The organism is Nostoc sp. (genome assembly GCF_036917555.1).
In the GTDB taxonomy this organism is placed as follows: Bacteria; Cyanobacteriota; Cyanobacteriia; order Cyanobacteriales; family Nostocaceae; genus Nostoc.
On the sequence record NZ_JBALDD010000035.1, the window covers coordinates 1 to 12,849 of the forward strand.

The following is a 12,849-nucleotide window of genomic DNA, read 5'->3' on the forward strand; positions in this document are numbered from 1 at the left end:
CTTCAACAGCAAGATTTGATTCAAGGCTTAACTGGTTTTCATTGGTGGATTCAAATCGAGGCTTAATCATAAGTAATTTACCGAACATGATATGACTTGGCGACTACCAGGTTCCTCAGAATCTGCCTTACATTTGCGGCATAATGCTTCGGAACCTTGGCGATCGTATAAAGAATTTCCACAATATGTTCTACCCGATCCGCCTAGTTTTTCTGAAGGATACGCGACATTTTTAGCGCTCCTGAAAAAAAACTGGCAGCCGTTGTAAACTCACTACAGAACAACTGGTCAAACAATTTTCGATTTTGGGTCGCACCCTTACTATGCTGTCAGCGCAAATTGGATTTTGGATTTATTTCGCTCACAAGGAGTGCGGCTTGCATCTAAAATCGTTCAACTGAGCGTAGCCGAAGTCTAAAATTGGCACAGTCAAGCACTCAAACTTTCACGAGTTGTTGTACGGGTATAGGCGTTCCAAACATCGAGTTCTGAATGTGGACGGCTGTAAAGCATGGCTTTAGTTGCTTCTGTGAGTCCTTGAGCAAGAGTAAAATCTGCCCCAGCGATACTTAGAAGATTCTCCATCTCTGCATCACTGAGATCGGTTGCTCGCAAGTCTGTATCCCGCAAATCGGCTCCTGTCAATCGAGCATTTCGCAAGCAAGCCCCTGTTAAATAAGCTTTTGTCAAATCAGCGCCGCTCAAAGCCGCACCTTGCAAATTGGCTCCTGTCAAGTCAGCACCACTCAGATAGGCTCCACGCAGATTAGCACCTTGTAAATCTGCATTTCGTAAAGAAGCTGTATTGAGAAAAGCACCATTGAGATTAGCACCTGGACCTACCCCTCCAGAAGTTTTGTAATTATATTCTTCGGGCCATTTCGTTTGTGAATCATAACGCGCTACTTGGAGTTTGGCTCCCTCCAAATTTGCACCACTGAGATTTGCTTGTTGGAGGTCAGCACGGTTTAAATAGGCTCCCTGCAAATTAGCCCCACTCAAATCGGCTCCTCGCAGATTAGCGCCTCGCAAATCTGCTTCACTCAAATCGACATTACTTAATACCACCTCACTGAGGTCAGCTCCTAATAGCTTGGCTTTACTCAAGTTAGCTTGTCGGAAATCGACTTCCTTTAGATTGAATTGGTACAAATCTACCGAATCCACAGGGATTCCTTTTTTGAGGGCTGTTAAGATTTCTGGAGTTGGACTGGGGCGTTCACTAGTAATAAGTTGAATTTCACTATTTGTCATCAGCTGATTAAAATATCACTTTTGGAGTTATTCTACACTTTAGCTAAATCGGGACTTCATCTCATCACTCAGGATTAATAACGCCAAAATTTGCTCAAACGAGGTTTCAAAACAGATGCATATAATACCGCCTTTGACAATGATCGACTTCTTTCGTAAAAGTGAGGGTACATGGTTTACGGAACGCGCCGTTCATCATTTTGACTCGGCGGCGGATGAGTCGGGGGAGTCGAATTTGATTATAAAAGTCATGGAAAAGGACGATCCGAAAGTCCAAGAAGTTTGTAAAGCCCAAGGGATAGACCCTAGTAAAGCAACAAGCGGTGCTAGCTTTGCATGGCAGGCTAACCTAGATACCAGGCTACCGAATACCGATAATGCTGCGATTTTGGTTGATGTTCCCGACGAAACGAGGCGTTCTGGAAAACTGATCCGCAACCAAGGCTATGTTGAGAGCATTCCAGTTGTGAGCCGATATCGGTTTGCTGATGATGGAGTGCTGACGATTGATACTGACTATGACAACAATCAAGGTCAGGAACGTTGTTGGTTTGTTACGGATGATTTTCGTGTCAGAGTCAGTACAGTACGAATGATGAACGGAATCAACTTGATGACTTATTGTTCCGAGCGTCGCTGTGTTTCCCAAGAAGTCTTGGAGCAAATGATCGGTCGCAATCATGCTAGCCGTTAGTGGGAAGTGGGGAATGGGGAGTGGGGGCAGGGGAGCAGAGGGGCAGGGGGCAATAAGAAATAACTAATGACTAATGACTAATGACCAATGACAAATGCCCAATGCCCATTAAGGAATGTTGCTTTGTTTCTCATAAATGAGACGTGCATGATTGCCATAACTTATTTTCATGCAAGGGTTAATATAATCATGCTCCATGTATAAGCCTTTCCTGGAATTTTTAGAAAAAGAGCTATTTCAGCGGTTTGATTTACAAAGTAGGGTCATTCCCCCTGGTTTGGAATTCAAAATTAGCGATCGCGGCAGAAACCCAGCAACTATTCGCAGTTGGTGTTACCAATCTCAAGAGTTGCGGAAAATTCGCTATACCTACATTGATGCTGGGGAGAGTGCCCAAATTTTTAACAGCGTGGTTTATCCCAGTCATCACTACGATTTACCTCTGTTAGGGATTGATTTTTTATCCTTTGGTAAAGTCAAAAATCTGATTGTGCTTGATTTTCAGCCTTTGTTTCAAGATGAAGATTATCAAAAAAAATATATAGTTCCGCTGAAATCTCTGCATGATAAATACCCAGATTTGGCGCAAAACTTAGAAATGAAGTTTTACGATGCCAACCAGTATTTTTCTAAATACCTATTGTTTGCCAAAACAGATCCCGAAACAGTGGCAACGCGAGTCTTTGAAGCTTTTCAGGATTATTTAAACTTGTATTGGCAAATGTTAGCAGATGCCAAACCACTCCAAGACCCTGAAGATATCCAGCGGATTGTCAAAGCCCAAAAAGACTATGACCAATATAGTGCAGACCGCGATCCAGCATCTGGTTTGTTTAGCAGTTACTTTGGTCATGAATGGGCAGAGCGCTTTCTCCATGAATTCTTATTTGAAGATGCTGTTCCCTTAGCAGTTAGCGGCAGCAAAAGATAACTATGATTAGGGATTATTAATTTTGAATGCGTGAATTTTGAATTCGGAGCGAAGCGACGTGACACTCTATCAGCCATTTCTCGATTATGCGATCGCCTATATGCGATCGCGTTTGGATTTACAGCCCTATCCTATCCCCACTGGATTTGAGTCCAAGAGTGCTGTTGTGGGCAAGGGAAAGAACCAGAAAGAGGTTGTCACCACCAGTTATGCCTTTCAAACTTCAAAATTGCGGCAAATTCGTGCAGCTCACGTGCAGGGTGGCAATTCGCTGCAAGTGCTGAATTTTGTGATTTTCCCTCGCCTCAACTACGATTTACCCTTTTTTGGGGCAGATTTGGTGACATTGCCAGGAGGACATCTAATTGCTTTGGATATGCAGCCCCTATTTCGGGACGATCTAATATATCAGGCAAAATATACTGAACCAATTCTGCCCATTTTCCAAGCCCACCAACAACATCTGTCTTGGGGAGGAGATTTTCCAGAAGAAGCACAGCCTTTTTTCTCTCCCGCTTTTCTGTGGACTCGTCCCCAAGAAACGGCTGTAGTAGAAACTCAGGTGTTTGCCGCTTTCAAAGACTATTTGAAAGCTTATCTAGATTTCGTAGAGCAGGCAGAACCTGTAACAGATTCCCAAAATTTAGCAGCCATTGAGCAAGCCCAACTGCGATACCTGCGATATCGGGCTGAAAAAGACCCAGCGCGAGGGATGTTTAAACGCTTCTATGGTGCGGAATGGACTGAAGAGTATATCCACGGATTTTTATTTGACCTAGAGAGAAAATTAATAGCTATTAACTAGAGGCTTTTTGACCGCACTCAGTGCTGAGTACCTCGTTACCAAAAAGATGGTCGGGTAAGAGTGATTACATTACTGCATCACTCTCCCCTAAGAACGTAGCATGACTGTTACCAATCACTACGCTCAAGCCATACTTCAAGCCTTGAGCTTGGTTTTAGAATGTACCTGTTTATAACACGCTGAGTGTAAGTGGATTAGATTCTCTATGTCGTCCGAGCCACCCTGTTTCACAGGCAGTATATGATGGATCTCAATTTTTTCTCCATTAAAAAGGTGTTCCCTACACACAAGGCATTTCCAGTTTTGTTGTATGGCTAGGTTGTAATATTTGGAACCTTTAGCCCATCTCGTTCTACCCTGTTTAGTTTGTCGGGTTAGCCAGTATTCTTTTAATTCTGCATTAATTAATCGAGGATTGGGTACGGTAGGGCATACCGGAACCTTTGCACTTGATGCAAGCAACGCTTGGGGAGATGAAACCTCTACTATGATGGGGCGACCCTGAAATAGCTAAGTTATGTCTTAGATCCAAGAATCTCCGTGGCTTCAGCCCGGAGAATGTCAATGAAGACTTATCCAAGTCACGTTAAACTAGGAAAATAATCTCAGTTATACCAATTCAAAAAATGTTTGCGACACGATCGCTAACGTACACCTTCCACAATGCCTTGGGAAGCGTTGGCAAGTAGTATTATCTATATGTATTGCATTCTTTTTCAAATTGGTATTAGCTGTACTTAAACTAGTTTGTCTTCATAATGGTTTCCACCTTTCCCAATCCCTCTTCTGTTGATCTATCTCGCATCCGACTTTCCATCCGCTCATTGCAACCGCAGTTAGTAGAGTGGCGGCGGCGATTGCATCAACAACCAGAGTTGGGTTTTCAAGAAAAACTGACTGCTGAGTTTGTATCACAAAAGCTGCAAGAATGGGGAATTGAGCATCAAACTGGCATTGCCCATACTGGCATTGTTGCCACCATCAAAGGTGACAAACTTCCCGACTCCCGAATTACGACTCCCCACGTTTTAGCGATTCGCGCGGATATGGATGCTTTGCCAATCCAAGAACTCAACGAAGTGCCATACAAATCGCAGCATGATGGAGTAATGCACGCTTGTGGACATGATGGACATACAGCGATCGCTTTAGGTACAGCTTATTATCTCCAGCAGCATCGCCAAGACTTCTTTGGTATTCTAAAAATTATCTTTCAGCCAGCGGAAGAATCACCAGGAGGCGCAAAGCCAATGATTGAAGCTGGAGTTTTGAGAAACCCAGATGTTGAAGCGATTATTGGTTTGCACTTGTGGAATAATTTGCCTTTAGGAACAGTGGGTGTGCGTGCTGGCGCATTAATGGCAGCTGTCGAGTGCTTTAACTGCACAATTTTGGGCAAAGGTGGACACGGCGCACTACCTCATCAAACTGTTGACTCCGTTGTTATTGCTGCCCAAATTGTAAATGCTTTACAAACCATTGTCGCTCGGAATGTTAATCCCATTGATTCAGCAGTAGTGACAGTGGGAGAACTTCACGCTGGAACCAAACGTAATGTAATTGCTGATACAGCGAGAATGAGTGCTACTGTCAGGTATTTTAATCCTAGTTTGAAAGGCTTTTTTAACCAGCGTGTCGAGCAGATTATTGCTGGAATTTGTCAGAGTCATGGTGCAAATTATGACTTAGAATATTGGTCACTTTATCCACCAGTAATTAATGATATTAAAATAGCAGAACTAGTGCGATCTGTCGCAGAAGAAGTGGTAGAAACTCCTGTGGGTATTGTGCCAGAATGCCAAACTATGGCTGCTGAAGATATGTCATTCTTCTTAGAAAAGGTTCCTGGTTGTTATTTCTTTCTGGGTTCTGCTAACCCTGCGAAAGACTTAGCATATCCCCATCATCATCCTCGGTTTGATTTTGACGAAACTGCTTTGACAATGGGTGTGGAAATATTTGTTAGATGCGTGGAAAAGTACTTTGTTTCAACTGAAAAAATAGGATAATCACATCTGTGCATTGATATAAACTTAAGGTGAAAACCAGTCAGGAAAAGCGCATCTAAATATAGACATTTGGTGAAATTAATTATGATATCAATACTTTGGGTTAAGGGTTATTGATGTAGATGATTGGTCTTTCAAGACGCTATTTATCGCGTCTCTACATTACTTTTTCACTCATATCTCTAATTCTTGACTATCGGTTTGTGTTTATTGCTAACTTCTAAAGGCAGGAAAATCGTCATCACTTCCCCATAATGTGGACGCTGGCGCACAATTAGTTTGCCACCGATCGCTTGAAACAAATGCTTGGTTGCAGCAATATTCAAACTAATCGTACCTGTTTCTGGTTGGAACATCAGCAGTTGACCTAGAGCCTTGCGAATTGGTGGTGTTGCAGGTATGGCGGCTTTATTTGAATCTTTGCACCGGAATTGCGGCGATAATTGTAACTTCAGTTGATCTCCAGCTGGGATAACTTGTACTTGAATATGGCTGCCAGCGGGTAAGCTGCGAGTAAAGTTTTCCATCAAACCAGTGAGAACTTGATCCAGCATGGTGGGATTGCTTACCACTGTTGGTAGTTGCTGGGGTAAAACAACATTTAAAGTTAAGTTCCGCCGATGCGCTGCTTGTTCCCAACGGGGAATGCTCTGCTGCAACACTTGATCTAAAGACATCGGCGTAAGTTGAGTTTTTGACGATTTTGCTGAGGCAGTAGTTTCTAGTTCTGCGGCCTTAAACAGCAATTCCATGCGGTCAATTTGCTCGGTACACTCGTGATCGATAATTTTTAAACGATTGATCACACTAGCATCTAAGTCTCGCCGCTTTAACAGCAGACGAGTCATGGTGCGAATAGTTGTTAAAGGTGTGCGGACTTCGTGAGCGAAGGCTTGGAGCAATTCTACATCAGGATTTTGGGAAGGTGGGCCCCCCTCTGGGGATAAGGGGTAAGGGGTAATGGGGATTGGGGATTGGGGATTAGGGATTGGGCATGGGTTATTCTCTTTGTCCCCCTTGTCTCCAGTTCCTAGTAAAGAGTCTCTAGTCTCTTCTGGTTCTGTGAATTCCTGAAGCAATAACTGACTAAAGTGAATCATCATACGGTAGTCTGGTGCTACCGGAGAATACTGTTCTACTAATGCGTCCAAGCGGGCGAAAAATTCTGGATTAGCCAGCATTACCCGTGCCCCTAGCGATCGCCAAGCCTGCTGCACTATCTCTGGCTCAAAAGAAAATGAAAAGGTTTTTTTACCGTTTTTGTGGGTTGCTAAAACTAGCACTAATCTAAATTTATCTGTAAAAACTAAGCAAAACTGTTCTGCACCTAGAGGATCGGCAGATAGTAAAGGAAGTACTGATTCATGGGGAGCAATCTCTTCATTTACAGACGCGATTGCACCCGGCATCTGAAATGGCATCAGCGCCAAGGGGTTAAATGGTTTTGCTGTAAAAGTTACTGTTTGCAAACTTTGAGTCAATTTGGGTTGACTAAATAAGGGTGCTGGTGCAGCTAAAACTAATCCTTGGGTTGTGTCAACTGAAAGGTCTGCTAAAGTATTTAATAGCAAATGTTCTGTCGCTGCGAGGCTGATACGCCACTGCTGCTCTGCTTTAGCAGGTAAACATTCTGCCACACTTGATTGATTTTCAGCCAAGATTTCGCTCAGGCTTGGCAATATCCATTGGTACACAGGCTTTCACCCCTTAATTCAAGAGCGACTAACAGTGTCTGGGTTAGACTTTTCACTACTATCTAAGAGGTTATAGCTATTTGTATACTGGTGACAGTGGTAGAACCGAACAATTCAGGGGCAATTCCCCTCTAACTGCGATGTCTACGACGGGCTATTCGGCGTCGCACTTAGGGGCTGAAAAACATTGGCACGATTAACAATAGACTATCTCAGAGGCACTTTATGACTTCTTTTGAAACTTCAGTTGAAGATTTGGTACTAGTTGCTGGTGCCACCGGCGGAGTAGGGCAACTTGTGGTAGGCAAGTTGCTGGAGAAGGGCTTGAAAGTTCGTGTCTTGACACGTAATGCCGCAAAAGCTGAAGAGATGTTTAACCAAAGAGTGGAAATTGCCGTTGGCGATATCCGCCAGCCAGCTACACTGCCAGCTGCAATGCCAGGTGTTACCCAGATCATAAATTGTACTGGAACTACTGCCTTTCCCTCTGCGCGATGGGAGTTTGACCAACCCCCGAACTTGATTGAATGGGGAATCATTTTCCTTAATCCCAAATCTAGTGAAGCAAAAGCAAAGAATAGTCCGGCAAAAATTGATGCTCAAGGTGTCAGCAATCTAGTAGCAGCAGCACCCCAGAATTTGAAGCGATTCGTTTTCGTCTCTTCTTGTGGAATTCTCCGTAAAAATCAGTTTCCTTTTAGTATTCTTAATGGTTTTGGCGTGTTGGATGCCAAACAGAAGGGAGAAGAGTCCATCATTAATTCAGGATTACCCTACACTATTATCCGCCCAGGACGCCTCATTGACGGGCCTTACACTTCATACGACCTCAACACTCTCCTGAAGGCAAAAACAGGAGGGAAATACGGTGTGGTACTTGGTACAGGAGATATACTTTCAGGTGATGCCAGCCGGATTGACGTAGCAAGCACTTGTGTGGAATGCCTTTTTCACCTAAGTAGTTCTAGGAAAATTTTTGAAATCGTCAACCAGGGAGAAAGACCACCTGTAATCGACTGGGAAACTCTTTTCTCCTTGCATTAATATTCAGGAGGCAGGAGACAGGAGTAACCCACGTTTAAAAGCGTGGGATTGAAGCAAAGACGACGCCAGATGCTCCACTTGGGGAAACCCCAGACGCTCTCTACGTTCGCGCAGCGTGTCGAAGACAGACGCTCTTGCTAGCTTGCTTGTATTGTAGGGGGTACGCGGACTCCTTCGCGTTAGCATCTCCAAAGGAGAAGAGGCTGCGCTATGCGCCAGATCGTCTCCCCTTCTCCCAAAGCTATCTATTAGTCACATCTTTCTTTACAATCTTATAACCCAATACAGTTCCGTTAAAGCTTAATTCTTTTTTTACGGACTGCAATCGCGCAGCGTCTCGTAGAGAAGGACGCAAAGAAAGACAAGGAAGAGAAGAAAGAAATGCTTAACTGAACTGTATTGTCTTATAACCCTTATTTTGTAAGTATCTTGAACACTGAGATATCAGGCATACTTGACGGTAGAGGATGGAAAAAAGTCCCATATTGTAATCCCGGAAAAACGTAATTCAATTCAATGAAAATCACTGCTAAAATAATCAATGCTAAGGTAGCAACTACAGGAACCATTGTGAAAAGTTTCAAAAAATAGCGTGACTCCATGTTTTTCTCCTATTACTTTTGCCTTATTCGGTCATTTTTCTGGGTGTTGATTGACAGTTAATAGTTAATCACAAACCATCAACTGTCAATAGCTTTTAGCGAATTGAAATCGGAATTTCTTCATCCTTAGCAACTAATTCACCACTGAGAAATTCTTGAACTGCTGATGCCGGCCAAGCAAAAGCCAATATCATACATTTGACGAACAGTGGTAGATCGATAAATAGTTCTTTTTCTTCTGGGGAACCAAGTTTTTGAATTGTCCGCAAATAGGAACGACCAGTCCAGCCAATCCAACCAGCAATGTAGAGAAATATCACTATGGGAGTCAGTACTTCAAAGGCAAGGCTGAGGCGGTCAAGAACTAAATGAGGTAAACCATCCTCGCCACAAAGTAATTGAGAATAAGCTTTTAATGGCTTTGTCGTGTAATAACTATCAGGTGCATTTTGCACTCGTTCTACAAATGCAGATGATTCAGCACAAGGTACTAATGTAGTGTTCTCTGCTAAAGCTGTGGGAACAACATTAAGCCAGAGAAAAATTACCAAAATTAAAGCAAATATTCGTTTCATAATTTTGTCCTTTGCTTAGTTAGGATGAACAATGGCCACCTTTCAATTTGAATTTAGGAGTTAGGAGTTTTAAATTTATCAAGAATAACTCAGTAGGTCAGAATTCATTCTGAATTCTGTACGAGCGTCTGAGTATAGGTTAAAACCGTACTTCTCTACGAGATGCTACCGCGAACGTCCCGCTACGCTAATGTCCCCTCTCTACGAGACGCACTCGCGTTCGTGGGCGAAAAGAAATTCAAACATGTTTGCACTGTGCTGTGCTAGTAGTATATGTGGTGAACAATTGGCAGATTTTTTCTGAGGTAAAACTTTTCTACTTTGATTGTTGCTAAGGGACTGCCAAAGAAAAAAATTTGCCAATATTTTTTTTGCTAGCTAGGCATCTTGCCTAGACTATGTAATGATTTATTTCTGGGAGTTCCCTAATTATTTGTTTTCCCTCTGATGAAGTCCTAGCGTTTAGGTACAGTAGGGTGATATGGAATGAGAATTTTACTAGTTGAAGATGACGAGTGTATTGCCAAAACACTTGAAAATGTTCTTGGTAATCAACACTATGTAGTTGATATTGCTGCTGATGGTCTGCTTGGTTGGGAGCTAATAGAAGCTTTTAGCTATGACTTAATTTTGCTAGATATCATCCTGCCCAAATTGGACGGCATAAAACTTTGTCAGAGGTTACGTTCCCATAACTATCAAACACCTGTACTGCTACTGACAGCCCAAAATTCTAGCACTCAAAAAGTGATGGGATTAGATGCAGGAGCAGATGGCTATGTTGTTAAAACTTTTGAAGTCTCGGAATTATTAGCTCGAATTCGCGTTTTATTGCGGCGACGAAATTCACCCATATTGTCAGTAATGAAATGGGAAAAACTGCGTATTGACCCTGGTAGCTGTGAAGTGACTTATGGTTGTCATGGTTTGAATTTAACGCCTAAGGAGTATCGCTTACTGGAGCTTTTTTTGCGTAATGAGCATATTGTCTTCAGCCGCAGTGAAATTTTAGACCACCTCTGGTCTGTAGAAGAAGCACCTAAAGAGGATACGGTGACAGCTCACATCAAAGGTTTGCGGCAGAAACTAACGCAAGCTGGCGTACCAACTAATTTTATTGAAACAGTCTATGGTTTGGGTTATCGTCTGAAAGTATTTGCATCTGAAGAAAAACCTTCTGTAGCCTCAAGACAGACAAAACAAAGCCAAAGCAATTTGATGCAGATGCTAGCGGTGAGGTTGTGGCTGAGTCGGTTAACTGCGATCGCTTACCATCTCTACTAGGGCAACACTTTCCCGCTGAGGATATTCCATTTGCAGATCGTAAGTTGTTTTTGAAAGCTCGTCAGCGCTCAATTGTGGATGTTGAAGCACAGCAAATTGGGCTGAGTCCCTTAGATTCTTCGGAAACGACCGAAGCACTTGATGAAAATGATATCCGGTTTCGAGTCGTAGACTCATGTCACGTAGAATACCTCACCTCAATGGGAGTGCAGTCTTCTCTAGTGGTGCCAATTTTGCATCGTGACCAATTATGGGGGTTGTTGGTATCTCATCACAGTTCGCCGCGAGAGGTGAGCGAACGGGAATTACAGGTAGTGCAACTGGTTGCAGATCAATTATCAATTGCGATCGCTCAGAATACCCTCCTCGAACAAACCCACGCCCAAGCTGACCAAGAAGCCACAATTAACTGCATGGCCAAGCTACTGCATTCCATGACCGAAATGCAGTTACAACAAGCCCTGGAGTTGACTGTATCTGCTTTACAGGCTGCTGGTGGCAGAATTTATATCGCTCCCCAAAATCCAGATGAGGCGGCTCAGGTGTTTAACTATGGGGAATGGGGGAGATGGGGGAGATGAGGAGGCAGGGGAGCAGGGAGCAGGGAGCAGGGAGCAGGGAGTAGAGGGGAAAGAGGTAATTTTTCATTCTCCCCCTTGCCCCCAGCCCCCAGATCCTCTGCCTCTTCCCCATGCCCAATGCCCCATACCCAATTCCCCCATCGTCTTCGAGGAGCATCCAAGTTGGCAAGAGTGGTTAAACATGGAGGCGACTGTCGAGGAGGGAAAACTAGTGTGGGCAATTACTGATTTATATCAAGCCACACTACAGTCAGACTTGGCACAGACGTTTTTTGACGCTGGTATTCGCAGCTTATTGGTTATTTGCTTGCAATATCGGCAGCAGATATTGGGTTACTTAAGTATTTTTCGCCATGAAATAGACACAGAAACTCTGTGGGCACGACCTGACCGCAATCATCCGCAACATCAGCGTCCAGTTCAATCTTTTGAAGTATGGCGAGAGTTAAAGCAGAGTCAGTTTACTAGCGCATGGTTCCTTGAACGAACAACCAGAAAAAAGTCAGCGGATGCTGGAAATTGCCTTTGATAACACTAACCGTTTGGTGCACCTGATTAACGATATCCTTGATATTGAACGCATCAATTCCGGTAAAGCAACGATGTATAAACAGACTTGCAATGTAGCTGACTTGATGAGTCAAGCAGTGGACGAAATGCAAGCAATGGCTGAAAAAGCAGAGATTAAGCTAGAATTAACGACCTTTTCAGTGCAGCTATGGGCAGATTCAGACCGCATCATCCAAACACTCACCAACTTACTCAGTAACGCGATTAAATTTTCGTCTCCAGGTTTTACAGTTTGGTTGAGCGCGGAAGTAGAGACTAGGAAAGAAATAAATACAGAAGTCACAAAAGGGATTAGTTCTTCCTCTAACCCTTGCCACTCCAACATATTATTCCAGGTAAAAGACCAGGGGCGAGGAATTATTGAGGATAAATTAGAAACGATTGTTGACCGTTTTCAGCAAGTCGATACCTATAACTCGCGTCATCAAGGGGGAACTGGCTTGGGTTAGCAATCTGCCGCAGTATTATACAACAGCACGGAGGCCAGATTTGGGCAGAAAGTACTTTAGGGGAAGGTAGTACATTTTATTTCACATTACCTATTAGTCATTAAGTAGATAGGCATATAAACAAATATAAAGCTTATGTAGTGGTGTGGCAAGGCTAAAATAGTGCAATAAAGTTGGCGAAAAATCGGGGTAAGCTAATGGGTAAAGGTCGTAGAGATAAAGTGCTGCTGAATACCGAACAAAGGCAAAAACTAGAATCTCTTAGTCGTAATGGATATGCCCCAGCCAAAAAAATCTTGCACGCACAAGTGCTATTGATGTGTGCTCAAGGTGAGGGTGCAACGAAAAAATGGACCG

14 protein-coding genes and 2 pseudogenes are annotated in these 12,849 nt (G+C 43.3%); 11 read left to right on the forward strand and 5 right to left on the reverse strand.

Annotated features, from left to right (window positions below; translation table 11 throughout):
• The first annotated feature begins 91 nt into the window (after positions 1–91).
• The gene (locus V7K60_RS14650; RefSeq protein WP_334926605.1) at positions 92–268 is read left to right on the forward strand and encodes a hypothetical protein; all 177 of its coding nucleotides are present in this window, start codon (positions 92–94) and stop codon (positions 266–268) included.
• Positions 269–429: 161 nt separating this feature from the next.
• On the opposite strand, the gene V7K60_RS14655 is transcribed toward V7K60_RS14650, so the two are convergent.
• On the reverse strand, positions 430–1,254 hold the full coding sequence (locus tag V7K60_RS14655) for a pentapeptide repeat-containing protein (protein WP_334926606.1): 825 nt from the start codon (positions 1,252–1,254) through the stop codon (positions 430–432).
• A gap of 115 nt (positions 1,255–1,369) precedes the next feature.
• Between V7K60_RS14655 and V7K60_RS14660 the strand changes: the two genes are divergently transcribed.
• From V7K60_RS14660 to V7K60_RS14670, 3 genes are all read left to right on the forward strand, one after another.
• On the forward strand, positions 1,370–1,948 hold the full coding sequence (locus tag V7K60_RS14660; RefSeq protein ID WP_334926607.1) for a phycobiliprotein lyase: 579 nt from the start codon (positions 1,370–1,372) through the stop codon (positions 1,946–1,948).
• A 196-nt stretch (positions 1,949–2,144) separates the two neighbouring features.
• Positions 2,145–2,879, forward strand: a complete 735-nt coding sequence (locus V7K60_RS14665; protein ID WP_334926608.1) for a 15,16-dihydrobiliverdin:ferredoxin oxidoreductase — start codon at positions 2,145–2,147, stop codon at positions 2,877–2,879.
• 58 nt (positions 2,880–2,937) lie between these two features.
• On the forward strand, positions 2,938–3,684 hold the full coding sequence (locus V7K60_RS14670; RefSeq protein WP_334926609.1) for a phycoerythrobilin:ferredoxin oxidoreductase: 747 nt from the start codon (positions 2,938–2,940) through the stop codon (positions 3,682–3,684).
• Between the two features lie 135 nt (positions 3,685–3,819).
• Here the strand turns inward: V7K60_RS14670 and V7K60_RS35260 are convergent, their stop codons facing one another.
• On the reverse strand, positions 3,820–3,972 hold the full coding sequence (locus V7K60_RS35260; RefSeq protein ID WP_442944401.1) for an HNH endonuclease: 153 nt from the start codon (positions 3,970–3,972) through the stop codon (positions 3,820–3,822).
• A gap of 470 nt (positions 3,973–4,442) precedes the next feature.
• Here V7K60_RS35260 and V7K60_RS14675 point away from each other — a divergent pair, with 470 nt between their 5' ends.
• The gene (locus V7K60_RS14675) at positions 4,443–5,693 is read left to right on the forward strand and encodes a M20 family metallopeptidase (protein WP_334926610.1); all 1,251 of its coding nucleotides are present in this window, start codon (positions 4,443–4,445) and stop codon (positions 5,691–5,693) included.
• A gap of 182 nt (positions 5,694–5,875) precedes the next feature.
• On the opposite strand, the gene V7K60_RS14680 is transcribed toward V7K60_RS14675, so the two are convergent.
• Entirely contained in the window at positions 5,876–7,387 is a 1,512-nt protein-coding gene (locus tag V7K60_RS14680) for a sensor histidine kinase (RefSeq protein ID WP_334926611.1), read from the reverse strand.
• Between the two features lie 225 nt (positions 7,388–7,612).
• Between V7K60_RS14680 and V7K60_RS14685 the strand changes: the two genes are divergently transcribed.
• Positions 7,613–8,431: an SDR family oxidoreductase gene (locus V7K60_RS14685; RefSeq protein WP_334926612.1), complete on the forward strand. Its 819-nt coding sequence runs from the start codon at positions 7,613–7,615 to the stop codon at positions 8,429–8,431.
• A gap of 413 nt (positions 8,432–8,844) precedes the next feature.
• On the opposite strand, the gene V7K60_RS14690 is transcribed toward V7K60_RS14685, so the two are convergent.
• Together V7K60_RS14690 and V7K60_RS14695 are read right to left on the reverse strand one after the other, a co-directional pair.
• On the reverse strand, positions 8,845–9,033 hold the full coding sequence (locus tag V7K60_RS14690; RefSeq protein ID WP_334926613.1) for a photosystem I reaction center subunit IX: 189 nt from the start codon (positions 9,031–9,033) through the stop codon (positions 8,845–8,847).
• Positions 9,034–9,128: 95 nt separating this feature from the next.
• Positions 9,129–9,608 carry a Photosystem I reaction center subunit III gene (locus V7K60_RS14695; RefSeq protein WP_334926614.1) on the reverse strand — a complete coding sequence of 160 codons (480 nt, stop codon included), beginning with the start codon at positions 9,606–9,608 and terminating at the stop codon, positions 9,129–9,131.
• A 486-nt stretch (positions 9,609–10,094) separates the two neighbouring features.
• On the opposite strand from V7K60_RS14695, the gene V7K60_RS14700 reads away from it, so the two are divergent.
• From V7K60_RS14700 to V7K60_RS14710, 5 genes and pseudogenes are all read left to right on the forward strand, one after another.
• Entirely contained in the window at positions 10,095–10,892 is a 798-nt protein-coding gene (locus tag V7K60_RS14700) for a response regulator transcription factor (RefSeq protein WP_334926615.1), read from the forward strand.
• Positions 10,850–11,473, forward strand: coding sequence for a GAF domain-containing protein (locus V7K60_RS35265; protein ID WP_442944402.1), 624 nt, complete (start codon positions 10,850–10,852; stop codon positions 11,471–11,473). Before V7K60_RS14700 ends, V7K60_RS35265 begins: the two co-directional genes overlap by 43 nt.
• Positions 11,445–12,002, forward strand: coding sequence for a hypothetical protein (locus tag V7K60_RS35270; RefSeq protein ID WP_442944403.1), 558 nt, complete (start codon positions 11,445–11,447; stop codon positions 12,000–12,002). Before V7K60_RS35265 ends, V7K60_RS35270 begins: the two co-directional genes overlap by 29 nt.
• Positions 11,983–12,596: pseudogene (locus V7K60_RS35275) on the forward strand (sensor histidine kinase). Before V7K60_RS35270 ends, V7K60_RS35275 begins: the two are co-directional and overlap by 20 nt.
• Positions 12,597–12,689: 93 nt before the next feature.
• Positions 12,690–12,849, forward strand: a pseudogene (locus tag V7K60_RS14710) (IS630-like element ISMae25 family transposase); the annotation flags it as partial.

Bases quoted from the DNA above. Each gene is read 5' to 3' on its own strand.
- V7K60_RS14650 (WP_334926605.1), top strand. From the start codon at position 92: ATGACTTGGCGACTACCAGGTTCCTCAGAATCTGCCTTACATTTGCGG.
- V7K60_RS14655 (WP_334926606.1), bottom strand. From the start codon at position 1,254: ATGACAAATAGTGAAATTCAACTTATTACTAGTGAACGCCCCAGTCCA.
- V7K60_RS14660 (WP_334926607.1), top strand. From the start codon at position 1,370: ATGCATATAATACCGCCTTTGACAATGATCGACTTCTTTCGTAAAAGT.
- V7K60_RS14665 (WP_334926608.1), top strand. From the start codon at position 2,145: ATGTATAAGCCTTTCCTGGAATTTTTAGAAAAAGAGCTATTTCAGCGG.
- V7K60_RS14675 (WP_334926610.1), top strand. From the start codon at position 4,443: ATGGTTTCCACCTTTCCCAATCCCTCTTCTGTTGATCTATCTCGCATC.
- V7K60_RS14685 (WP_334926612.1), top strand. From the start codon at position 7,613: ATGACTTCTTTTGAAACTTCAGTTGAAGATTTGGTACTAGTTGCTGGT.
- V7K60_RS14690 (WP_334926613.1), bottom strand. From the start codon at position 9,033: ATGGAGTCACGCTATTTTTTGAAACTTTTCACAATGGTTCCTGTAGTT.
- V7K60_RS14695 (WP_334926614.1), bottom strand. From the start codon at position 9,608: ATGAAACGAATATTTGCTTTAATTTTGGTAATTTTTCTCTGGCTTAAT.
- V7K60_RS14700 (WP_334926615.1), top strand. From the start codon at position 10,095: ATGAGAATTTTACTAGTTGAAGATGACGAGTGTATTGCCAAAACACTT.
- V7K60_RS35270 (WP_442944403.1), top strand. From the start codon at position 11,445: ATGGGGAATGGGGGAGATGGGGGAGATGAGGAGGCAGGGGAGCAGGGA.